This is a genomic window from Candidatus Thiodiazotropha sp. AKAK2, from assembly GCF_058244685.1.
Genome location: NZ_JBSYOP010000036.1, coordinates 243,700 through 267,673 on the forward strand (window position 1 = coordinate 243,700; position 23,974 = coordinate 267,673).

General features: G+C 50.9%; 17 protein-coding genes. 6 read left to right on the plus strand and 11 right to left on the minus strand.

The genetic code is table 11. From position 1 onward, the window contains the following. Positions 1-160: 160 nt before the first annotated feature. The 7 genes from AC4IE8_RS19170 to egtB form a co-directional block, all read right to left on the minus strand. A complete protein-coding gene (locus AC4IE8_RS19170) occupies positions 161-3,259 on the minus strand; it encodes an efflux RND transporter permease subunit (protein WP_490791749.1) in 3,099 nt (1,032 codons plus the stop codon). A 91-nt stretch (positions 3,260-3,350) separates the two neighbouring features. After that, a complete protein-coding gene (locus tag AC4IE8_RS19175; protein WP_490791750.1) occupies positions 3,351-3,608 on the minus strand; it encodes a hypothetical protein in 258 nt (85 codons plus the stop codon). A 725-nt stretch (positions 3,609-4,333) separates the two neighbouring features. Next, entirely contained in the window at positions 4,334-4,792 is a 459-nt protein-coding gene (locus tag AC4IE8_RS19180; RefSeq protein ID WP_083225904.1) for a hemerythrin family protein, read from the minus strand. Between the two features lie 14 nt (positions 4,793-4,806). Continuing rightward, positions 4,807-6,894 carry an EAL domain-containing protein gene (locus AC4IE8_RS19185; RefSeq protein WP_490791784.1) on the minus strand — a complete coding sequence of 696 codons (2,088 nt, stop codon included), beginning with the start codon at positions 6,892-6,894 and terminating at the stop codon, positions 4,807-4,809. Continuing rightward, on the minus strand, positions 6,789-10,253 hold the full coding sequence (locus tag AC4IE8_RS19190; RefSeq protein ID WP_490791751.1) for an ABC transporter substrate binding protein: 3,465 nt from the start codon (positions 10,251-10,253) through the stop codon (positions 6,789-6,791). The genes AC4IE8_RS19185 and AC4IE8_RS19190 overlap by 106 nt, the downstream gene beginning before the upstream one ends. Before the next feature lie 188 nt (positions 10,254-10,441). Further along, entirely contained in the window at positions 10,442-11,395 is a 954-nt protein-coding gene (gene egtD, locus AC4IE8_RS19195; protein ID WP_490791752.1) for an L-histidine N(alpha)-methyltransferase, read from the minus strand. Further along, positions 11,395-12,654: an ergothioneine biosynthesis protein EgtB gene (egtB, locus tag AC4IE8_RS19200; RefSeq protein WP_490791753.1), complete on the minus strand. Its 1,260-nt coding sequence runs from the start codon at positions 12,652-12,654 to the stop codon at positions 11,395-11,397. The genes egtD and egtB overlap by 1 nt, the downstream gene beginning before the upstream one ends. An 801-nt stretch (positions 12,655-13,455) precedes the next feature. Between egtB and AC4IE8_RS19205 the strand changes: the two genes are divergently transcribed. Beyond that, on the plus strand, positions 13,456-14,040 hold the full coding sequence (locus tag AC4IE8_RS19205) for a class I SAM-dependent methyltransferase (RefSeq protein ID WP_490791754.1): 585 nt from the start codon (positions 13,456-13,458) through the stop codon (positions 14,038-14,040). 81 nt (positions 14,041-14,121) lie between these two features. Next, entirely contained in the window at positions 14,122-14,427 is a 306-nt protein-coding gene (locus AC4IE8_RS19210; protein ID WP_490791755.1) for an MGMT family protein, read from the plus strand. A gap of 10 nt (positions 14,428-14,437) precedes the next feature. Here the strand turns inward: AC4IE8_RS19210 and AC4IE8_RS19215 are convergent, their stop codons facing one another. Genes AC4IE8_RS19215 through AC4IE8_RS19230 form a run of 4 tightly spaced genes read right to left on the minus strand, consistent with a single transcriptional unit; the run spans position 14,438 to position 18,742 of the window. Continuing rightward, positions 14,438-15,046, minus strand: coding sequence for a nucleotidyltransferase family protein (locus tag AC4IE8_RS19215; protein ID WP_490791756.1), 609 nt, complete (start codon positions 15,044-15,046; stop codon positions 14,438-14,440). 2 nt (positions 15,047-15,048) lie between these two features. Further along, complete coding sequence (locus tag AC4IE8_RS19220; RefSeq protein ID WP_490791757.1) at positions 15,049-16,038, minus strand: XdhC family protein; 990 nt, start codon at positions 16,036-16,038, stop codon at positions 15,049-15,051. After that, positions 16,038-18,227 carry a xanthine dehydrogenase family protein molybdopterin-binding subunit gene (locus tag AC4IE8_RS19225; protein ID WP_490791758.1) on the minus strand — a complete coding sequence of 730 codons (2,190 nt, stop codon included), beginning with the start codon at positions 18,225-18,227 and terminating at the stop codon, positions 16,038-16,040. Before AC4IE8_RS19225 ends, AC4IE8_RS19220 begins: the two co-directional genes overlap by 1 nt. After that, positions 18,224-18,742, minus strand: coding sequence for a (2Fe-2S)-binding protein (locus AC4IE8_RS19230; protein ID WP_490791759.1), 519 nt, complete (start codon positions 18,740-18,742; stop codon positions 18,224-18,226). The genes AC4IE8_RS19225 and AC4IE8_RS19230 overlap by 4 nt, the downstream gene beginning before the upstream one ends. Positions 18,743-19,055: 313 nt before the next feature. Here AC4IE8_RS19230 and AC4IE8_RS19235 point away from each other — a divergent pair, with 313 nt between their 5' ends. From AC4IE8_RS19235 to dinB, 4 genes are all read left to right on the plus strand, one after another. Continuing rightward, positions 19,056-20,159: a serine hydrolase domain-containing protein gene (locus tag AC4IE8_RS19235; RefSeq protein ID WP_490791760.1), complete on the plus strand. Its 1,104-nt coding sequence runs from the start codon at positions 19,056-19,058 to the stop codon at positions 20,157-20,159. 278 nt (positions 20,160-20,437) lie between these two features. Continuing rightward, on the plus strand, positions 20,438-22,327 hold the full coding sequence (locus tag AC4IE8_RS19240; RefSeq protein WP_490791761.1) for a DUF6345 domain-containing protein: 1,890 nt from the start codon (positions 20,438-20,440) through the stop codon (positions 22,325-22,327). 227 nt (positions 22,328-22,554) lie between these two features. Then, a complete protein-coding gene (locus tag AC4IE8_RS19245; RefSeq protein WP_068987862.1) occupies positions 22,555-22,740 on the plus strand; it encodes a hypothetical protein in 186 nt (61 codons plus the stop codon). Between the two features lie 18 nt (positions 22,741-22,758). Next, positions 22,759-23,973, plus strand: a complete 1,215-nt coding sequence (dinB, locus tag AC4IE8_RS19250) for a DNA polymerase IV (RefSeq protein ID WP_068987861.1) — start codon at positions 22,759-22,761, stop codon at positions 23,971-23,973. Position 23,974 lies beyond the last annotated feature (1 nt).

The window sequence follows — 23,974 nt, forward strand, 5'->3', positions numbered from 1 at the left end:
CGAAATCCAGTCTACTGTCTCATACAATGTGTGGTATCAGAGGCTTTTCGTGTTGTTCCCAAGACAAGTCGCGACGCGCCGGTAATGGCAAGCCCTCATCAAGCGTCGCAACGCAGGATTGGGGCCGCGCAAGCTTCCCTTCAGGCGAGGCGCCAAGCCATCAACGGCCGATCAGCCGGTAGACCATCGGGATCAGTAGCAGGGTGACCAGGGTTGAGAAAATCAGTCCGGAAACCAGGGTCACGGCAAGTGGCTGCAACATCTCGGAGCCTTCACCTAACGCCAGTGCCAGTGGCATCATACCGGCAACCGTGGTTAACGTGGTCATCAGAATAGGACGCAACCTCAACCTGGATGCCTCGATGATGGCCTCATTCTTGGCCAATCCCGCATCCCGCCTCAGGCCGATATACTCCACCAGAACGATCGCATTGTTGACCACTATCCCGGAGAGCATGATCAACCCAAGCCAGACCGGCATGGAGAGTGGCAGGTCAACCAGATTCAAACCGAACGCCACGCCAATCAAAGCGAATGGCACACTCAGCATGATCACCAACGGGTTACGGATCGACTCATACTGCACCGCCATCACAACCAATACCAGAAACAGCGCCAGAGCCAGCAAAATCATGCCCATCTCCCGGCCCTGCTGCACAGCCTGAAAGCCACCCGCTTCGTAGAGGGTATACCCTGCCGGGAGCGCTATCTGATCAATAACTCCGTTAACCTCCTGGATGGCGAGCCCAAGGCTCAATTCCCCCCCCAGAGAGGCACTGATTTCAATCATCCGCTGTTGCTGGTCCCGTTGAATGGTGACCGGTGTGGCAGCCAGCTCCACATCCGCCACCTCCCCGAGACGCAAAGGTACAGGCGGATCGGTGCGACTGAAGATGATGATCGACTCGACATCCGCGGGTGTGGCCAGGTCTTCTCGCTGCAAGCGCAAACGGACGTCGATACTTCGGTCCCCCTCAAGGTAGTCCGTCACCACTTCACCGCCCAGGGCAAGCTTCAACATCTGACCCACATCCTCCACACTGAGGCCGAAACTCGATGCCCGCTGCCGGTCAACCTGCAGTGAAATCTCCTGGGTCAGCTCCTCACCCGTGTATTCGATGTTGTTCAAGCCGGAGACCTCGCCCAACCGCAGCTTGACCTGTTGAGCTATTTCATTAAGCACCTCCAGATCTGGTCCTTTTACCCGAATACTCAGATCATCATCCCCCCGGTTGAGTCTGATACCGCGAATCCCCTGCACCCGAAGATAGACACGTACCCCGGGCAGTCGCGCCTGTCTGATCTGCTGATTCACCCGCTTGATCCAGGCACGGCTGCTGATTCCCCGCTCCTCAAAGGGTTTCAATGTCACTTTGATGCTGGCCCGGTTAACCGATTCATATTGGGTTCTACCGAAAACAAAACCACCAACCTGGGAAAACAGGCTGGCTGTCTCGGGTTGGCTGCTGATGATCCCCTCGATACGGCTGACCAACTCATCCATACCTTGCAGATTGATTCCCCGGTCCGCCGTGATACTGACACTGATACGCCCTTCATCGATCTGCGGCAGAAAGACCTGTTTCTGAGGGATCAATGTGAAAATCACGATCAGCAGCGCCAGAATAAACAGCAGCGGCATCACCCAGGGAACACGCAACAGTTGAGTGATCAACCGGCTATACAGGGACTGCAGTCCGTTGATCAGGCGGTCTATCTGTTGACGAAAAACACCATCCCCATTGACGCTAAGTTTACCGGCCAGAGCAGGCACCAGGGTCAGAGCAACCACCATGGAGGCAAGAATGGCTGCTGATATGGTGTAGATCAGCTCTCTAAACAGCAGGCCGACCAGGCCTCCAATAAAGAGAAAGGGCAGTACCGCAGCCAGATTGGTTGAGGTTGAGGCTACAATCGCACTGTTGACTTCGGCAGCGGCCTGTTGTGATACCAGGGCTGAGGGGGTGTTATGCTTAACCTTATGCTGATGTCGATAGATGTTCTCGAGCATCACGATGGTACTGTCGACCAGCATGCCAATACCCAAGGCCAATCCTCCCAGGGTCATGATATTCAGGGTAAGATCAAGACTGGTCATGAGGATAAAAGTTACCAGAATTGAGATCGGTATGGCGCTGCCGATAATCAATGTTCGGCGTAGACTGCCAAGAAAAAGATAGACCACCAGCATCGCCAGCAGCGCACCGGTCAATGCGGAACTGATCGCATTATCCAGTGCTTTGCGAACAAAACGGGCCTGATCATCAACCGCATGAACTTCGATATCCTTCGGCAGTAAACCTTTCCCTCTCAACTCATCCAATCTGTTGAGGACATGATCGACCACTTCAACCGTGTTGGCCGTAGGCTGTTTCTGGATGGTGAGCTTGATTCCCGGCAGATCGTTCAAGCGAATACGCAGACGCTCATCCTCCGCACTATCCGCCACATCAGCAACTTCATAGAGTCGAATCAAGGCCGATGTCTCATCCTTACCTACCTGACGTATAGGCAGTTGGAGAATCTCTTCGACAGAATTGAATCGACCGGCAGTACGCCCACTGAGCTCACCCTGCTGCATCACCAGGCGCCCGCTGGCAGTCTCCACATTGGCAGCTTTCAGGGCATCACGCAGGTCGAGCAGATGCATACCCAATCCCGCCAGCCTCAGCTGGTCAGCCTGTACGGTGATCTCACGTTCAAGCCCACCACCAACCTCTGCAGCGGCAACACCAGGCAGGTTAACGAACCATTTGCTGAATTCGAAGTCGACCCAGCTCCTGAGTGCAACCGGATCACGTAGGGAAGAACTGACCACAAACTCCGCTACCGGTAGCTGAGAAGGATCTCTTTTGAAAATAATCGGTGGATCGATACTCTCTGGAAGAAAGCGTTTGGCACGATCCAAGCGTGTACTGGCATCCTGCAGCGCCTGATCAATGTCGGTACCATAACGGAAGGAGAGATCGACCGCACTTCGCCCTTCCGTGGTTCTCGACTGAATGAATACAGCCCCTTCAGTGATCGCCAGCTGTTCTTCCAACTGGCGGGTAACCTGATCTTCCATAATATTGGCAGGAACACCGGAATCTACCACTCTGACATGGACCTCCGGATAGATTACCTTGGGCAGTAGATCCACGCCGAGTCCGCCCAAAGCAAGCAGACCCAGCACCATCACGGCAAGGGTGAGCATAACCACACCAATAGGATGGTGAATAGACCACGCAGCGAGACCGCCGCCAATTGCCTTTTTCATTTCATACCACTCATTTCAAGAGTGTTTATGATATGACAAATTTAAGACCGGGGTACACTTTGAGTAAGGGTAGTGCGTATAAGATTCCAGATCAGAGTTGATATATCAGTTCGAGACGATCCGCGATCAAATCGTAGCCTCTGAATCTCAACTCAGCAATTTCATGTGCCTGCTCGTAAATCCTATTCAGGGTAACCAGGGTCTGATCCCGTTTATCGGTAAGCAGATCATGGCTTGAAAACGCTTCAATTATAGCGATGTGTATACGATAGGATTCGATATAGCTGTCATCGTCTTTTTCACCGTATTGCAGTAAACCACGCTCGAATTCCTTAAATTTCCGAAGCAATTTTATATGCTGTGCTCTATGATAATAGAGTTCTGCAACCTGCGTGGATTTACAACTGTTGGCGATTGTGAGCAGTTCACCGGTTGAGTAACCAGGTTCTGTCAGAGGGAGAACCAGACAGGCAGGATGTTCTTCGGATAGCGAATATCCAGCATAGAAAAAAAACATACCCAGAACCCAGCGCAACATTGCCCAACTCCGTATTCGACATTTTATTACAGACTCATTACAAATCTATAGCTAAAAACTGAAAAGCTGCAAGTGGTTAAATTCCCACTTGATAACTCTCGAAGTATAGACAAAGGGTCATTTACTCAGATAAACAGGATAGAGGCTAAGCTGCCTGGCGTCTCAATCAGCAGCACAACACGAATGTCCTATATTGTATTTGAGCCTGGTAACACTCATCCAGTTTGCAAAATAGTAGCTGAAGAACCTGATACTCTCTAAATAGGGGATATTGGCTTATCCACACTGAAACATTCTTAGTTTACACACCAAGCCGTATTATTACTTGGCTTAATATTGATTCAGCTGGAGCATCCCCTTATATCGGGTAACTAGGACCTGTTAACATGAATCCAATACGTCCTGTTGTACCTGAAAGGCTGGGTCTGTGTTTGCGCTCAGCGGCGTCATCTTTCGCTCATGTAGCCGGGCTACACCGCGCTCATTCTGCCTTGCCGGACACAAAAACAGTCCCAGCAGGGCGTATTGGATTCGGGTTAGCAGTCCCTAGACCCTTCATATTCACCTTGTTTGTCTTTCATCCGTATAAATGCTCCCAGTTTTAAATCTACATTCTGTGTATGGTTCATGATCCAGCTGTTTAGAAATTCCAATATCTGCACCATCTCCTCTTTGACTTCACTATTTACACTATCTCTTGCAGACACCACCTTTGCTGAGAAACTTCTGTGTTCTTCAACATGCTGGGTTGCATCTTCAGGACACTCCTCAAAATAACCGTACTCTTTCATCAGATGCTCTTCTGTTTGAAAGTGATAAATTGCATAGCTCAATAGTTCTTTTGTTATCCTTTGAAATACCACCTCACTGAACTCCTCATCCAATCCCTTGTAGGCATCGTTGACCATTTGCAACAGATTCTGGTGCTGGGAATCGATCACATCCACACCAGTGGCCATATCTTCACACCATATGATTGAGTTATTTGTAGTCATTTATTGAAATCCATCTATCCATTCATACCTGGAGGCGCACCAACAAAAGCCGACGTTATCTTTGAGTCGCCAATCCATTTTGTGAATGTTTCCTCTGGTAGCGGATGTGATATCAGGTAGCCCTGAATCTTTGTACAGCCCAGTTTACTGATATCCGACAACTGCTTGGAATTCTCAATCCCCTGTACTATTACAGTTTTACCGGACGATTCCGCCAAGGCCAGAATACTTTTTACGAGCGCAACCTGAGCATCCTTCGTGGCTATGGTTTTCAGTTGGTTTAAATTTATCTTTATCTGCTCGACTGACAATTGAGCCAACTGAATCACAGACAACTCACCTGTGCCTATTCCGCCTAATATACACTCGATTCCCATTCTGTTGCATGCTTTGATAAATTGATTCGCCTTGGTATATGAGGCGACAACATCCGACTCCTGGATCTCAATATTAATCCGATGTCGTTTAGCTGCTTCCAACTGCTGCGTGTTTCTTTTCAAGGCCTCCAGGATTCCTGAATCAAAACACTGCTCAGGGAAAAGATTGAATGAAACCGGAAAGCTGGAACCGTTTGCTTTCTGTTTTGATACATAATTGACTACCTGCTTCAAAACCCAATCAGTGATGGAGAGTTTGATTTCATAGCGATTCAGCAAAGGTAAGAACTCAGCAGGCTTCATCAACCCAAGAATAGGATTATTCCATCTCAACAGAACCTCGCAACTGGTCACACTACCAGTGACGCAATCAACCACTGGCTGATAATAGATTTCCAGTTGATCTTCATTGAGCGCCCTGACCACATCCCCAAGCACCTCCTGTTGTGCAAATATACGGCGTTCCAACTCCTTGCTGTAAAACTGGTATCGATTCTTGCCCATACGCTTGGCAAGATACATGGCCTGATCTGCATGGCGTATCAGGCCATCCGCATCTGATTTATCCACCGGAAAGAGAGTCACACCAATACTAGCGCTAACGTTGGTAACACTGACTTCACCGATAATGTAAGCTTTTGCCACCTGCTCAAGGATACGCCCTAGTATGTTCTGGGTTTCATGCTGATCATTCAAGCCTGCCAGCAGTATAAGAAACTCATCCCCTCCCAGACGCGATACGGTGTCACCATGCCTGATGCAAATTCCCAGCCGATTTGCCGTTTGTTTGAGTAATTCGTCTCCCGCTTCATGGCCGTATGTGTCATTGACCTGTTTGAAGCCATCAAGATCGAGATAGCAGACTGCCATTAACTCACTGGTTCTGTCCGCCCTGGCTATCATCTGTTGGAGGCGATCGATTGATAACATTCTATTTGGCAGTTTGGTTAAATTGTCGTAATGGGCAAGCTGTTCCAGTTTTGCCTCACTGTTCTTTTCATCTGTTATATTGGTAATCACCGAAACAGCGCCGGTAATGGTTGATCTATTGCTATCATAGAGGGCGTGCACAGAGAGACTGATCCAACTTGAATCACCATCAGCAGCTTCATGTTCTATCTGACATTTATCGACAGACTTTCCATCCATCAACAAACCATGCAAATATTCGTTTATGTCAGTAATAAATGGGTAAGCGCTATCAAACGCACTGAGTGTTTTACCGATATAGTCGGAAATCTTAGGCTCGTCTTTATGAGTGATAATCAAGTTAAGAAATTCAGGGTTTGCATAACGCAACCTGCCTTGATAATCCCAAAGAGCTACAGCCTCTGAAACGGTATCTAGAATTGTATTGAGCTGAACTTTACTTTCTTCAATTTTTTCTTTGATAATTTTGCTTTCAGCCAAATCCCAGGTAAGCTCTGCTATCTGCTCGACTTTCTGTAATTCAACCTCACCATATTCACCCAGTTTGCGATTACCAACACCCATAACCGCTACCACGCGGCTATTACTTACTACCGGCACACACAGCTCAGATCGAAGTTCTACACTCCCATGAGCTGTTCTTTTTATCGTATCGATGGAATTGACTTCATTCTGGATTATTGGCTTCATTAGCCTGCAAGCAACTGCCCAAACCTCATCATCCCGCCGATCCATCTGCTGTTCACGACCAACAACACCAGCTTCACCATCCTGCCCTGATGCCCATACCTGTATGGCAACTGAGTTCCTGTCAGGATCAATGAAGTAAAAAAACCCAACTCGCTGTCCGTTTTTTTACACGCCTCACCAATAGCAAATTTCAGAAATTCCTTTGTTGTATTATTTTGAGCGAAATCGTGTAAATTCACTCTGGCACTCATCAACTCTTCAGTGAACTTTCGCTCACTTATATCAATAAAGGATACAACAACCCCCCTTCTTTCAGAATTCTCAATTAATGGATATGACCAATACTCCACCGGAAAACTTGTCCCATCTTTTCTCCAAAACACCTCATCTTCAACATGAACCTGTTTACCGGTGGTTGTGGATAGATACATAGGACACTCTTCTCTTCCATAAAATTCTCCGGTGTGTCGTGTATGATGCATTACGTCATGCATTACCCTACCCTTAAGTTCATTTTCATCCGTGTAACCCAACTGCTCCAAACAAGCTTTATTAACACTGATACAGACACCGTTTTCATCCAGAACATAAATAGACTCGGCGGTTGAGTTCATAATCAGTTTCAAATACTCTTCACTGGATTTCAACGCGCTCTCTATCTGCTTTTTATCACTAATCTCAGTGATAAATCCTTCAATCAAACCGACTCCGTCTTCATCCTCTATCAGCGCACCTCTCTCCCATACCCAATGAACTCTGTTAGCTTTATCCAAGATCCTGTATTCAATCTCAAAATGGTCATGATCATTCACTGCATCGATAACGACTTTCCTGACAGTTTCCTTATCATCCTTGTGAATAAGGTCGGAATAACTCACCATATGATTCCCTATGATGTCATTTGAAGCGTAGCCGGTGATTACTTCGATACCTTCACTGATAAACTGCATACTCCAATACTCATCATTATTACATCGATATACAGCACCAGGTAGATTATTCAGAAGTGTACTGAGTATTCGCCTGGAACTTCTTAAATCAGCTACAATTTTCTGCCGCCTGATCGCACCTGTCATAAGATCAGCAACTGTTCTCAACATGGACATGTCATCCTTTAACCAGGCATACTCCACAACAGGTTGATCCAGACCGAGAAATCCGGTTAAACGACCATTGATTCTAATTGGCACGCCTTTAAGCGTGGCGATATCCAACTTTTTCAACTCCTGATTGCAATCAACCTCTTGATCAGACAACTCATCTATTGAGCCGATAAAATCAACACCACCAACTTGTATGAATTCAAACAGACAGGTAAAAAGTTTTTTTGAATTCTGATCATACAGGCTTTGAAGGGAATGCCGATTCTCGGCATACCATTCATTTGTCACTTCAACATCACTATTCTCATTAGCAACCAAGACCAAGTAGGCTCTTGAGCTACCAGTCAACTGACCCAGTTGCGCCAAAAGATTATCGAAGCTGTCCTGCATCTCAGCGACACCTGCACCAACCAATCTTGATGAGTGCTCCGCAACCATACGCTCATATTCCAATCGATAACTCAGCTCAAGCTCATTCTCCTTTCTTTCTGTTATATCCTCTGCAATACCCGCAATCCGATAACATTCCCCCCGTTCGTTTTTAATAGCGAACGCTTTTGCCTCAACCCAGCTCATAGTGCCATCAGGTCGATACACACGATATTCAGGAAAGGTCAGCTCGACCCAATCCTGTGAACGTTCTTCACCGAGAAATTCTTCCACACACTTTAAATCATCTTCCGGAAGCGCCTCCATCCAATTTAACGCGTTATCATAAAGCGACTCTCTGCTTCTCCCCCAAATCTGTTCATAGCCTGGACTTATATAAAATACCTGCTGCCAATCCGGCGAACCCAGCCAAAATACCTCCTTGATCGAATGAGTCAATTGTTTAAACTTCTCCTCGCTCTCTCTTAATCTACTGCGCTCTTTTCTAAGTACATCGATATCTCTCACCAGCGACAAGATCCCACATACTCGACCCTGGTCATCCCTTATCCTGCTTGTATTCAACGACGTCCACACTTCTTCTCCCTTTCGATTAATAAACTTCACTTCATAAGAATCACTCTCCTCTCCCACCCCTTTTAAAAGACTGCCTACAGCCTCCTCTCTCGATTCCTCCTGTATAAAACCATGCAAGGGCAAGCCGATAATTTCCGACAGTTTGTAACCGAGCATCTCTGCCAACCTGACATTGGCAAATTGAATCTCACCATTCAGGTCGACCTGAAAGATTCCATCATGACTGTTTTCAACAATTTTCCGATAGTTCTCCTCACTTTTTGAAATCTCACTTGAGAGCTTTCTATAGCGTCCAAAAAATATTAAAAAGGCAAACACAGCGATAAAAAGCAGCAATAATCCGCTAATAGCGTAGTAAAAATAATTTTTATAGTGTGATTCATCTTCCGGTAGATTCACCCAATGAGTTTCGCGCGGAAATTCACTCTCATCCAATCCGTATGAAAGCACCACACGATAGTCAAAATAGGGAACATTAGGACTTGTTCTTATCACTTTTAAGCTTTCAACTGAAACACCTTCCAATATCTGCTTAGCCAAGCGAGCCGCTTGTTTCGCCTGCTCAGAATGATCAATCATAATCCCGCCGAATATTCCACTCTTCAACCCATGCTGCCGAAAGTGAAAAATTGGCACACCAGTCGCATCAACGATCAACTTCAGACTCTCTTCAAAGGATTTACTGATTTTTTCACTATCCCGATAAGCGGATAGCAAAAAAACCAAATCTTTCTCATTGATTGCACTAAGACTTTTTTCCAACTCTGCCCACTTCAAATCAGCCAAGGAGATTTTTTCGATCTCAAGCTCACTGAAAGTCTCAAGTTCTTTTTCAAAGTGTCTTAGATCATGCTGCCCACTGGTCGTACCATCGACAATCACATACGCCTTATTTGCAGCCGGGAACAGCGTCTTGGCAAGCACCAGGTTTTCTTTAAATGAAGGATTCTCTACTACACCTGTATAGCCATCCATTCGCTCTAACTCTAGCGCCAACTCAAAGCTATTTATCCCTAGAAAAACAACCGGTGTATCCTTGAACAAACTTTTGCCATAACCTGATACCATCTCTAATGCATGGTCATTAGCTACAATCACCAAATCGTATGCCGGTCGATAATTCAGCTTATAACTCAGTTGGCGCAGAAAATTTATTTGACTCTGCTCATCATGCAGCCGTTTCGAGTCCATAAACTCGATATCAATCTTTGGCCCATTAAAAGTAAAAATAGAGCGAAGACCGGCAAGAATTTTTGGTGTAGTTGGAAAACCGGGGTGATAGGAATAGATTAGCAGCACTCTCTTGTCATTGAGCGAGGTATCTGCCTTTGATGCACCTCCCAAGAAGAAAAATGCACAGCAGACAAGACAGTTGACAAAGAGCTTATAACTCATATTGCAAGCACCCATAAGCTGAGGGACAGGTTATTGACTGGATCCTTGCTTTATTGACCTTGGAGTTTAATCCAGAAAGTCAATTTATCGATACTGATTCTTCTCCTCAGAAAATTATAGGCCAGAAATTCACATTATTTAAGATTCATGTACATTCAAATCCCATCCTGGTTCTGAGAACCTTTGTTTCATTCAGACTGCAATAGATAGATCGCAAACATTCCTTGATCGTCAACCCAGTATCGCCGTGACTGAAAACCGTTCAAAGCGGCCATGGAAATAAACTCATCCGGTGAATATTTGTATGAGTTTTCCGTATGCAGATACTCTCCCTCCTCAAAATCAAACGCATGACCATCAATCCTTAAGGTATGCTTAAGCTTGCTGATCAAATGCATCTCGATCCGCCCGGCTTGATTGTTGTAAAAGGCACTATGGGAGAAGTTGTTTGGATCCAGATCTGCGTGCAGTTCATTCTGCACCCGATGAAGCAGATTCAGGTTGAATTCAGCCGTCAGACCTGCAGCATCGTTATAGGCAGCATTCAACAGGCCATGGTTTTTCTTGGTGTCGATACCGATCAGTAGCATTCCACCCCTGCCCAGGGTGTTATGCACCAGCCTTAAAAACTCACATGCCTCCTGTTTATTGAAATTACCCAGGCTTGAACCTGGAAAAAACAGAAGTCTCGGCCCCTGAGGCACATTCTCCGGTACCGGCAGTGAGTGGGTATAGTCCACGCAGGCTGCGCGTATTGACAGCCATGGGTACTCTTCGGCCAGCACCGTGGCACTCGATTTAAGATATTCAAAGGAGATATCCATAGGTACAAAAGCACTCGGCTGTAGCGCATCCAGTAACAGCCTGACTTTGCTTGCGCTTCCCGCACCAGGTTCGATTAAAACTCTGCCACGCCCCGCCAATTCTGCAATCTCTGCGGCATTCTGCTCCAGCATCCGCCGTTCCACTGTCGGCAAATAGTATTCCGGCTGTTGACAGATCTGATCGAATAACTCAGAACCCCTTTTGTCATAGAAGAATTTGGGTGGAATCGACTTCTGTCGCTTGGATAGCCCCTGTACTACTGCGTCATACAAACTCAGTGTGTCGGGTTTGTGATCATGAAAGGTTACATTTTCCATCACATGTCCTCCGCCAGACGCAAGCCTGTAAATGCCCAGCGCTCATCCGGATAGAAAAAGTTGCGATAGCTGGCCCGGGTATGTCCCGGCGGCGTGACACAACTTCCCCCCTTAAGCACAATCTGATTGGACATAAACTTGCCGTTATACTCACCCATACTGCCTGCCAGGGGTTTGAAACCCGGGTAGGCGGCGTATGGAGAGGCTGTCCATGCCCACAGATCGCCAAACCATTGACCATTTTCACCGGCAGGCTCCGGATGGAGTCTCTCCCGATCTGCGAAATGCCCGGTAACCGGGATGTCCGCCAGCATCGATTCCAGTTCCGCTTCTGTCGGCAACCGTTTTCCCGCCCACCTGGCATAGGCATCCGCTTCAAAGTAGTTCAGGTGACAGACGGGCTCATCTGCTTCAAGCGGCCTCAATCCACCCAGCGTAAACTGCACCCACTCTCCGTCCGACTGCCAATAGAGGGGGGCTCGCCAATCCTCACTTTGGATACGCGCCCAACCGTCAGCAAGCCACAATGCCGGCTGCCGATAGGCCCCATCCTCGACAAAAGCCAGATACTCTCCGTTGGTGACAAAGCGGTCTGCCAACAGATGATCACGCAACAACACCTTGTGTCGCGGGGTTTCATTGTCATAGGCAAATCCCTGCTCAGCACTACCGATCTCATAGATCCCGCCGGTTCGTTCAACCCAGGCCACAGCGCGCCCCGGCTTGGTAGTTTCCGACAGATCATCCCGATAGGCCGGCTTGAGGGGATTCACGGAGAAATTGTGCTTGATATCCATGAGCAGCAGTTCCTGATGCTGCTGCTCATGGTTCAGACCAAGAGTCACCCTGAAGGCCAACGCTTCCCACCGGGAGGCGCTGATATCACTCATCAGCCTCTCCATCGCAAGATCCACCGAGTGACGATAGCGATAGATCTGCTCAACAGTCGGTCTCGATAGAAGCCCCCTGTCCGGTCGGGGATGCATCTTTCCATGGGTATAGTAGTAGCTGTTGAAGAGGTAGTCGTAACGTCCATCGAAGCACTCATAGTGATCATCGAAATCAAGCAGCACAAAGGCTTCGAAGAACCAGGTAACATGGGCAATGTGCCACTTTGGCGGACTGGTCTGTGCAATCGACTGAATCTGGTAATCATCCACTGAGAGAGGCGCACAGAGTGTCTCCGTGTACTTTCGAACACGCCGGAATTCCTCGATAAGCTGCTCTCGGTCAGTTTGTCGTGCAATAGCACTATCCATCTGAATGTTCTTCATATTTTTCTTTTTTTAGTGATCCTGTGAATTCCTGCTGGCAGAACCAGAGGCGCTTTCATCGACCCGTTTCAGGCGTGACTGACGAAAACTGGGCAAGCACAGTTAAAGCTATTTTGGCAGAATCAGAAATTATGACAGGCTGACAAACCATAGAGTCTTTGCGGATATCGAGTTCTGTTTAGAACAAACTCGTGTGTGGCGACCCAGGGTCCAGGTCTGCGCCTGCTCAATCCCTGAAAAGCGGACTCTTTGTTACGATTATAAACTTCCTCAAAGAACCCTTTGTGACAATAACAGCAGTCAAAAATTCTCAGCCAATGGTGTGGCAGACGTCTAACTGTCGGCTACTCCCCATTTCAGTGTAGGATCTCCCCATCCCGGTTGCCGACCTCACTGGATTCTGGCAATGTGATATTAATTCCCATACGACCACATCAATGGAAGCGATTCAAACTCTGACAGATATGGGGCAGCTAACACCTCCCTACCCGAATCGTCATGCTGAATCAATTATTAACCCGGCACCTCAATAGGCCGTGTTCAGGGCTTCAAGCCTGCCCTTGATCAAGGCGTGGGTCGCCGAGAAGGGCTGTTCCCTTGTCAACAGCATCACCGCGGAGCGAGGGCATGCTTGAAGCCCCTAGCAATTTGAATTTAACAAGAGGCCGAAGCGTACCTGCCTGCAAACTGTGTTATAAAACTTGCTGTAGGAGTGCCACAGCGGTGTTTTGATGCCTTGCTGCAGGCAGGCTACGGCTGAACATGGACTATTAAGGTACCGGGTTAATGAAAGCAAAACCGGATTTTATCTCGGCCTGGATACGCAACCCGCGCCAAGTCGGCGCACTGCTTCCCAGTAGTGAGTGCCTGGCCCAGGCCATGGCCGCCCAGGTCAGCAGTATGGATGGACTCACCATAGAGCTTGGCGCCGGTACCGGAGCGGTCACCTCTGCACTGCTCGGCCGGGGTATCAATCCTAAATGCCTGGTGGTGGTGGAGAAGGATCAGATACTGGCCGAAAAACTGATCAGCCAATTCCCCAGCCTTTCCATCCTTGCCGGTGACGCCTCCCGACTGCAACAGCTGCTGAAGCAGAACGACCTGGGATTGGCCGAAAATGTGGTTTCCAGCCTGCCTCTGTTGAACATGCGCATGCATACCCGGATCCGTGTGCTAACCACCATATTCAACAGTCTCTCTCATGAGGGAAAGCTGATTCAATACACTTACTCACCGGCACCTCCGATCCCCAAACAACTTGCCCGCTCCATGCAGGTGGTCGGTTTTCGTATCGATCGCATCCTGTGGAATTTCCCACCGGCCCATGTCTGGGTCTATCGAAGGTTTCGCACACTGCTGAACAATGCTTGAGCTGCTGCACTGGTTTTTTCAACCACCAACCCGCATCTGTTAAGATGAATCCGGCGACAAAATTGCGAGCGAAGAAGATCAATGGGCAGCGATGAATTGCGTCAAGTGTTCTATACCAACCTTGCCTCGATTCCAGCCGGCCGTTACTGCAGTTATGGGGATATGGCCTCACTCTGCGGTGTCCATGTACGTCAAGTTCTCGCCTGGTTGAGGACCCTGCCTGCAGACAGTAATCTACCCTGGTATCGATTGATTACAGGCCAACGGAAAATCGCAGATTACCCCGGCAATCAAAGACAGTATCGGTTACTTTCAGATGAGGGGTTGATTCCTGAAGCCAATGGCAAATATTCAGCCGCCTGCAGATGGCCGGATCAGTCTGTCTGAAGCCTCCAGCTTAACCAAGCAAGTCGTTAGCGGAGATAGATTCGAACCCGGTTTCCGATAACTGCTCTGGAAAATCCACATCCAGCAGAATTCCAGGATCATCCGCTGGCAGCAACTCCAGGTCGCTGGGGTAATCAATGAGCAACTGTTTGGCCCCACGATCCCCGCTCAAGTCAACCAACCACTCGCCCCAACGGGTCGCAAAACCAACCGGATGCCCCCGCTCACCATGATGCATCGGAGCAACGATGGAAGCCCCCTGCTCCAACCGCTCAGCCACTTGTGCAATGGTTTGTGGTCTTATCCAGGGCATATCAGCCAGCGCGACCAGCCAGCCTCCCGCATCAAGCGAAGCACTGACTGCCACGGCCAGACTCCCACCCATACCAGTCTCCGGCTGCGGATTCTCCACCACCCGATAACCCAGCTCAGACAGAGCTGCAGACAACTCGGTATCATCCGGCCGAACAACCGCCACACCTCGGGATACGGCAGTCAATAGATGTCGTGCAGCCATCACACCCATCGGCTCACCACCAACCATGGGTTGTAACAACTTATTGGCGCCGAAGCGGCGGCTACTGCCGGCTGCCAGTAGAATGCCTACGGTCGCTGACATGCTTAACCTCCTGCCATGCTGCCCGCACCAACACGATTGCGCACAGCGGTGATTTGCGCCAGGATCGAGAGGGCGATCTCAGCAGGACGCTTACTACCGATTGCCAAGCCAGCCGGCGCGTGAATCCGGGCAATCTGATCGGCACTGTGACCCACCTCTGTCAGCCGCGCTCGGCGTTTTTCCGCACTGCGCCGGGAACCCAATGCGCCAATATAGAATAGAGCCTGCTCCAGTGCGGCAGTCAGTCCCAGGTCGTCCTGCCGAGGGTCATGGGCCAGCGTCACTACGGCTGTCCGGTCGACATCCTTCAATCTCCGCACTTCGTCGTCCGGCATCCGCTTTGAATAGTGAACACCCACAAGCGGATTTTGATCGATAAACTCGGAGCGCGGATCGCAGATCGTCACCCGATAATCGAGGCTGATCGCCATTTGGGCAAGATGGCGTGCGATCTGACCGTTACCGATCAACAACAGCTGCCAGGCGGGGCCGAACACCTTGGTTACCGATACCCGGGTCACCTCGAACTCGACACCGGCCCCACCGGTCTGCAGAGTGACCTCGCCGCTTTCCAATGCCACCCGACGAGCGGCCAGCTGGCCATCTTCCATCCGTTCCAGCAGGGGTTTCAGGCTGTCGACCGAGTTGAGCAATTCAACCATCAACTCCAGGCGACCGCCGCAGGGCAGCCCCAGTCGCTCCGCCTCGGCATTTGCAACCCCGAAGTCGACCAGGGACGGATGCGCTCCCCCCAGCTCTCCATTACGGTGGCTCGTAACCAGGGTCTCTTCCACACAGCCGCCGGAAACAGAGCCGACGGTATGACCGGACGCATGGATCGCCAACAGGGCGCCCGGAGGTCTTGGTGATGAACCCCAGGTTTTCAACACAGTGACCAGCGCCACCCTTACCCCGTCGTCCAACCACCCGGCGGCTGTACGAATCACCTCCAGGTCGTCGGAGACCAGACCGGGTGTGTCAGGGTAACCCATCAACCCAGCCGCAGCGGCAGCTGACGCAGTCGCTTCCCGGTTGCCGCATAGACCGCATTCGCCACAGCCGGGGCAATCACCGGCGTTGCCGGCTCACCCACTCCTGTGGGGGCTTCAGCCGAAGCAACAATATGCACTTCAACTTCCGGCATCTGATCGATTCGCAATATCCGATAGTCAGTGAAATTGGACTGTTCGACCCGACCCTCCCTGAAGGTCAACTCGCTGAACAGGGTTGCTGACAGACCGAATCCCATGCCGCCCTCCATCTGGGCCACAATCACATCCGGGTTGACCGCCACACCGCAATCCACGGCGATCACCACCCGATCCACACTGATCACACTACGACGTACCGAAACTTCGGCCACCTGGGCCACATAGGAGTTGAACGACTCATGCACAGCGATCCCCTGCCCCCGGTTGCGTCCCATGGGTTCGCCCCAACCGGCCTTTTCCGCAGCCAGATTCAATACGCCAAGATGTCGCGGATGGTTACGCAGCAGTTTGCGTCGATAGGCCAGGGGGTCCTGCCCAGCCTTGACCGCCAACTCATCGATAAAACACTCCACCGCAAATGCGGTGTGGGTGGAACCCACAGAGCGCCACCAGAGCACCGGCACAGGCAGTTCCGGTGAGTGCAGATCGACCTGGATATGTTTGATCTCATAGGGCAGATTCGCCGCCCCCTCCACCGAGGTCATATCGACACCATCCTTAACCATCACCGATTCGAATGGCGTGCCTTTTAGGATCGACTGACCCACGATACGCTGATCCCAGACATGGGGCTCCCCCTGATCATTCAGGGCAGCGCGCATTCGGTGCAGATAGAGCGGACGGTAGTAACCCGCATGGGTATCATCCTCCCGGGTCCAGACCATCTTCAGCGGGGTGCCCGGTTTCAGTGCTTTTGCGATATGCACCGTCTCCAGCAGATAGTCCGCTGCCGGATTGGCCCGCCGACCGAAGGAACCTCCCGCATACAGCATGTTGATATGCACCTGGTGCGGCTCGAGGCCCAACAGACCGGCAATCTGATGCTGATCACTGGTCTGCATCTGCTCCCCATTCCACACCTCGCAACCTGCTTCGTCGATGCGCACCACGCAATTCATCGGCTCCATCGCGGAGTGGGAGAGAAAGGGCACACTGTACTCCGCCTCGACGGCGTCAGCAGTCGAGGCCATCGCTGTTGCCGCACTCCCCTCCGTTCGCGCTACCAGGCCCGGTTTTTCTGCGAGCTGCCGATAGTCGTCCAGAATCTGCGCAGAACTTTTACGAAAGGCTTTCGACTCATCCCAGCTTACAGAGAGCGCATCCCTACCCAGTTTTGCCTGCCAGAAATCATCCGCAACCACTGCCACTCCAGATGGAATCTGGATCACCTCTCTGACACCCTTCACGGCCAGAGCACCCTTACTGTCGATTTTCGACACCGTCGCCCCAAGCCGAGGGGGATGTAACACCACCGCGGTCAGTATGCCGGGCAGTTTCACATCCTGGGTGAAGATCGCCTGGCCATTGATCTTTTCCGGACTGTCCTTACGGGGAATGCGCTGACCGATCAAGCTGAACGATTTGGGATCCTTAAGTGTCACCGACTCGGGTACAGGCTGCTCAGCCGCCAGCTCCGCCAACTCACCGAAAGCGGATTGCCGGCCACTCGGAGCATGGCGGATCACCCCGGACTTGACCGTGATCTCACCCGCTTCCACCTGCCACTGTTTGGCGGCGGCCTGAACCAACATCTGCCTGGCGGCAGCCCCGGCCTTTCTCATCTGCTTCCAGGAGTTGGCGATGGCCGTACTGCCACCGGTACCCTGGGCCTTGCCCCAAAAGAGGTTGTTGTAGCGACCGGCATCCGCAGGCGCGCCTTCCACTCTGACTCTCTCCCAGTCTGCATCCAGCTCTTCCGCCACCAGGGTTGCCATGCCGGTATAGGTTCCCTGCCCCATCTCCAGGTGTTTTGAGATGACGGTGACAATGCCATTACCATCGATACGCAGAAAGGCGTTGGGCGAAAAATCCCCGGCGATCTCTGGCGCCTGCCCGGCGATTCCCGGCCCAGCTTCCCGCTGTTCAGCCGCCACCGTGGGGATAATGCCCAGAGTCAAACCGGCCAGCGACACTGCACTCCCGGCGATAAAACGACGACGACTGAGATTGACGATGCGATCGGTTTTCATGACTGCACCCCGTTAAGCTTATCCGCAGCCACCTTGATTGCCTGACGAATCCGTGCGTAGGTTGCACAGCGGCAGAGGTTACCCTGCATGGCCTGGTCGATATCCGCATCGGTCGGTTTACGGTTTCGTTGCAGTAGCGAGGCGGCGGACATGATCTGTCCAGACTGACAGTAACCACACTGCACCACCTCCAGCTCTCTCCATGCCGCCTGTACCGCCTGACCGGCCGGGCTGGAGAGCCCTTCGATGGTGGTTACCTCTTTGCCCACCGCATCGGAGACCGGTGTGATACAGGCACGAACCGGTGCCCCATCGAGATAGACCGTACAACTGCCGCATTGGGCAATGCCGCAACTGTATTTGGTGCCTGTCAGGCCGACACGATCGCGGATCGCCCAGAGCAGGGGGGTCTGAGGGTCAAGATCCAGAGCGTGACGCTTTCCGTTAATCGACAGATTCAACACATCAACCTCCTCGTGGTAATGCCAGCCGTTGGTCGCAATCAGGCATGACACACTACCGATGTTTAATATTTTTATGAGAACCCTGGCAAATCCGTTATACCGGCATGAGCGTAATGCTGATAAAGAGAATTAATCAGAGATTCACACCTAAAAGGTATAGAGCAACGCAATTTTGAAAGCTACAACCCCTTCGAGTTCCCAGGCCAGGTGAATTCCATCCTGTTCCGCAAATGATAGCCGATTCAGCACCTAGATGAGGTACTGAGAGCGTATAAAGCAGGATTCTAACAAACACATTTATTATCGTTATTGTCTTGTTACAATGGATTGACCTAGGGGTGACAGGTTCAGGGCAGAACAGACATTGAGTTACCTAACGATCGAACCAGACCATTCCGGTAGATCCTTTCAACCGGTCTGCCATCTGATCAGCCTGCTGCTGATTTTCCTGCTGTCGGCCTGCAACCGGGACGGCCCCCTATCTACCGATACCCCCATCGATCAACTCAGCAGAACCATAGACCACACCACTCCCGGGCTGATCAAAAAATATCAGATCACAGGACTTTCCATCGGCGTCATACGGGATGGACAGCTCTGTCTGCTGAGATCTTTCGGCCACAGCCATAGATCCCCAGATAAAAAAATGGAGCCAAACACCCTGTTCCGGGCAGCCTCGCTAGGTAAGCCGGTGTTTGCCTATATCGTCGTGGCACTCGCCGAACAGGGTTTACTGGATCTTGACACCCCCCTCTATTCATACTTTGAAGAGCGGGTCATTGATGATGATCCCAGGTCACTACAGATTACTGCCAGAATGATCCTTACCCATACAAGCGGCTTACCCAATCTGGGCATAAATAACGATGCCTTCAAATTCCATTTCACACCCGGCAGCAACTTCAAATATTCCGGACATGGCTATCTCTATCTGCAGAAGGTGATTGAAAAGTTGTCCGGCAAAAGCCTCGAACAACTGGCCAAGGAAACGGTATTCAAACCACTCGGCATGAGCAACAGCAGTTATTTATGGCATACCGAATACAGTCGAAGTCTGGCTCATAGCTATGACTCGAAAGGCAAACAATACCCGGTAAAAAACAGACCACAATCCGCCTTTTCCGCCTGGAGTCTGTTCACCACACTACCTGACTACACCAGGTTTGTTGAACATATGATCGAGTGTTCAAAGGATCCCGACAGCATCGCCTCAAAACTGCTCCAGCCACAGACCGAGGTCGCTAAAGGTGTCGACTGGGGCTTGGGCTGGGGTCTTCAACAAACCCGTCCGCATCGCTCATTCTGGCACTGGGGTAGCATGGCCGGTTACAGACACTTTGTGGTTGCTTACCCTAAAGAGAAGCTTGCGGTTATTGTCATGTCGAATAATGAAAGGGCGTTTAAAATAACCGATGAGATCATGGCCTTGGCCATCGGTGGCAGTTATCCGGCGTATGACTGGTTCTGAGACTGTTCAACAGAAACAACCACCGACGATCCAACAACCGTTATCTCACCAAACAAAGCTCTCCCATCCGGCAGCACGATTCCACACCGATCACTCACGCACTTGTTCTGAATGTGAACAAATCATCTACCTGCTTGGTAATTTTCCACAGCCAATGCCGGTCCGGTTTCTGTAGCTTAACACCCAGTTCGATCAGGGATCGTTCTTCAAGGGAGCATCCAGGTAGTTAACGGATCATCCAGTTCTTTCTCACACGATTTAATTAAAGGATCATACACATGGATATTGTAAAAAAATCCAATAAAGCGGTAACGATCGCATTGTGCTGTTCAGCCATTGGCCTGCAGGGGCATGCATTCGCCAAGGATCTACCGGTCTATCACGCAATCGATAATGGCCTGTCGGAAAATCAAGCCTATCAACTGTCGAAGCTACTTGACGCCAACCCGGATCGCATCGATTTCGAGACGGTACAACGAACCGGTGAACTCAGCTACATCGATTTGAAAAATCACCAGTACATCCCAACCCGGATTGCCGGTCGGGGTGAGGCGGACGAAGAGAAGCGATCAACCACCATTGAACAGATCGATTTTGATGCCCTGTCAATGATCCAGCCGATTGAAGAGGATGTGGTCCTGCATCAGCTGGAAGGCTCATTGGATGAGATCGGTCTGTTGCCACAAGTCTATAAACCGATACTGCGTCACACACAATTCGAGGCGGTGGATATCGATGGCAAACTCCTGGCTGATCAAATGATCGATACCAAGGTGGACCTGCAACTCTACGCCGGCGACATTCCACTGATCGGACCCGGTGCAAAAATCTCCACAACCGTAGGCAGTGAAGGCAACACCACCCAGCTCTATTTTGCCAACCGCTCGCTGCAACAGGGTGAACCGGTGCCAGTCATCGATCACACCGCAGCCAAACTGCAATGTCGTGAGAAGCTTCTGAGTGGCGAACAGAGTAAAGCCTTCGAAAAACTCAACATCACCACCCAACTGGTCTATTTTGCACCCAGCCTGGAAATGACCTCAGTGAAGACCATCCAGCCACACTATGATTGCGGTGGAACGGCCGTCGTGGATGGTGAGATCGTCAATCTTCTGCATCAACTGATCCCCGCAGTTGACAGTAGCGAATATGTTCCGGAAGTGACACTCGACAGCTGGTTTGATGGCAAAACAGTCAATGCAAAGGTCGATATCAATGGCGGAATGCCCCCCTACCAGATCGACTGGAGCGCCACTCGTGCAAAACTTCAGGAGAGGAACGGTTCAACGATCTCTTTTTATCCGCAGCAGCGTGACGGCATCAGCGAAGAGAGCGTCAGTGTCACGGTGACCGATGCTAATGGTATTCAGCGTGTGGTCACTGCCAACCTGCCTGCCAATCTGGTCTCACAACATAACGAGTCCGCGATCAGTCGTTTCTTCACCAATGCCGTCACAGCCATGCTCGAAACATTGATCCCGGCGGTAGAAGCGATAGGTGGCATTACCGATTACGGTACTGAGAATGCGGTGACCAATGAGTTTGGTGATCTTGAGCAGGGCTTTATCGATCGCATGCAGAGTGCGGGTGTCACTGAGCGCTTCAGCTGGTCGGGAACCCTAGCCTGGGAGCAGGACTTCAAAGCCAGTCAAGACAGCAACTGGATCGACAATACCGATATGACCTTCTATGTCGGTCATGGTTATGGTGGTGGATTCACCTTCGAAGATAACAGCCATGACGACGGCACCCTGGATCATGATGACGCCACCGATGATTGGGGCGACAAGGATCTTGAGTGGCTCGCTCTGCTCTCCTGTCAGGTACTCAAGGACGACTGGAGCGGCATGTCGCGCTTCGATCGCTGGAAACAGGAGTTCGATGGGCTTCACCTGCTGCTCGGTTTCCATACCAATGCCTATGCCTGGAACAGCTTCTCCGGGGAGTTCGCGGACAATATGCTGAAAAGCAGCCCGATGACAGTGAAAACCGCCTGGTTCGAAGCAACCGACACCAACCAACCTTCCGGTGTAGTCCCGGTGGTAATGGGTGTGTTGGGTAACAATGGCATGTCGAATATGAACGACTACTTCTGGGGCAAGGGATCCGTCGGCCCGGATATCCGGGATGGGGATATCATCGGCTACTGGAGTATCAAAATCCTGTAAGGCAATTTAGGATCATTTGATAAAGAGAACCCGATTCAGTCATCTGAATCGGGTTTTTCGTTTAACCTAGAATCCGCAGTTGGACAGGGTGAAGTGTGCGCTTGTGGGGGTGCAGGGCAAGGCGCAACGACGCGCAGTAGCCCGCTATTGCAAGGAGTTGCAACGCCGCCATGCGCCGCCACAAGCGTGCAATTCGCCCTGTAGCGTGATTCATCCAGCAGGTGACCATGAGCATCGAAACTATTTCCTTCGACATCAATAACCTGCTGTTAGAATGGAGCGGTCAACTGCGGAATCTAGGTTTAACCAGGGCCTGGCTGCTTGAACCGCCTGACGAAACCAGCAAAAACTGCAAAATCGATTTGCGATCGAAAAACCAAAGCACTCCCAAGCAAGATTTTCCTCCCGGTTAATTGGTATAAACTCTCACCATGAGTGAACGCCTGATTATGCATATCGATCTGGATGCCTTCTTTGCCTCGATTGAGCAACGGGACCATCCGGAGTACCAGGGCCGCCCCCTGGTGGTTGGTGCAAAACCCGGCAGGCGGGGGGTTGTGGCAACCTGCTCCTATGAGGCCAGACGTTACGGCGTACGTTCGGCCATGCCGATCAGCGAGGCTGCCAGGCGCCTGCCGGTGGAAGCTGTCTACCTGCGTCCGGATATCAACCGGTATGGCGCGGTTTCCCAACAGATCATGACTGCCCTGCAGAGCCTTTCACCGGTGGTGGAGAAGGTCTCTGTAGACGAAGCCTTTCTCGATATCACCGGCATGGAGCTTCTGATCGGTAATGCCGAGTCGATCGGCCAGCAGGCAAAACAGCTGATCCACGATCAGGTTGGCTTGACCGCCTCGGTGGGAATCGGACCAAACCGTCTGATTGCAAAACTCGCTTCGGACTATCAGAAACCGGATGGACTGACAGTGGTCACAGCAGATCAGGTCGAAGCGTTTCTCAACCCCCTGCCACTGACGGTACTGCGTGGCCTCGGTAGCAAGAGTGCACCCATCCTGCAGCGTCTGGGGCTACGCACGATTGCCGATGTACGTCGACTCTCCCTGCTGGAGCTGCGCCGTCAGCTGGGTAATCTAGCGGGCACCAATATCTATCAGCAGGCACAGGGCATCGCCTCAGACAGGGTCGATGATCAGTCGACACGCAAGTCGATCTCCAAAGAGACAACCTTTGACCAGGACATCACCGATCCGGCTATCCTGCGGGAGAGCCTCCACTGGTCGGCCCAGGAGGTGGGATATGTGGCCCGCCAGGAGCATCGCAAGGGGAGCCTGGTAACCCTGAAAATCCGTTTTCGTGGATTCGACACCCATACCCGGAGCCGCAGCTTGACGACCCCGACTTCAGCGGATCAGGAGATATTCAAAACCGCCTGGGAGCTTTATCGCAATGAACCCTGGGATGATCAGCCGGTACGGCTGATCGGTCTTGGCATCAGTGGCTGGGATGGCGCCATCGATAAGCTGGAGAGACAGCCGGATCTGTTTGGAGATCCGGCGCCACACACCGAAGTGAGGCAGGACCGGCTCTATCAAACCCTGGATGAGGTGAGTGGAAAATTCGGCAAACACGCCATACGCCTGGGCAGCAAACGGGTCGACTCCAAAACCGAATCAGAGTCTGAGTAAC

Bases quoted from the DNA above. Each gene is read 5' to 3' on its own strand.
- AC4IE8_RS19170 (WP_490791749.1), bottom strand. From the start codon at position 3,259: ATGAAAAAGGCAATTGGCGGCGGTCTCGCTGCGTGGTCTATTCACCAT.
- AC4IE8_RS19180 (WP_083225904.1), bottom strand. From the start codon at position 4,792: ATGACTACAAATAACTCAATCATATGGTGTGAAGATATGGCCACTGGT.
- AC4IE8_RS19190 (WP_490791751.1), bottom strand. From the start codon at position 10,253: ATGAGTTATAAGCTCTTTGTCAACTGTCTTGTCTGCTGTGCATTTTTC.
- egtD (WP_490791752.1), bottom strand. From the start codon at position 11,395: ATGGAAAATGTAACCTTTCATGATCACAAACCCGACACACTGAGTTTG.
- egtB (WP_490791753.1), bottom strand. From the start codon at position 12,654: ATGGATAGTGCTATTGCACGACAAACTGACCGAGAGCAGCTTATCGAG.
- AC4IE8_RS19205 (WP_490791754.1), top strand. From the start codon at position 13,456: ATGAAAGCAAAACCGGATTTTATCTCGGCCTGGATACGCAACCCGCGC.
- AC4IE8_RS19210 (WP_490791755.1), top strand. From the start codon at position 14,122: ATGGGCAGCGATGAATTGCGTCAAGTGTTCTATACCAACCTTGCCTCG.
- AC4IE8_RS19215 (WP_490791756.1), bottom strand. From the start codon at position 15,046: ATGTCAGCGACCGTAGGCATTCTACTGGCAGCCGGCAGTAGCCGCCGC.
- AC4IE8_RS19220 (WP_490791757.1), bottom strand. From the start codon at position 16,038: ATGGGTTACCCTGACACACCCGGTCTGGTCTCCGACGACCTGGAGGTG.
- AC4IE8_RS19225 (WP_490791758.1), bottom strand. From the start codon at position 18,227: ATGAAAACCGATCGCATCGTCAATCTCAGTCGTCGTCGTTTTATCGCC.
- AC4IE8_RS19240 (WP_490791761.1), top strand. From the start codon at position 20,438: ATGGATATTGTAAAAAAATCCAATAAAGCGGTAACGATCGCATTGTGC.
- AC4IE8_RS19245 (WP_068987862.1), top strand. From the start codon at position 22,555: ATGAGCATCGAAACTATTTCCTTCGACATCAATAACCTGCTGTTAGAA.
- dinB (WP_068987861.1), top strand. From the start codon at position 22,759: ATGAGTGAACGCCTGATTATGCATATCGATCTGGATGCCTTCTTTGCC.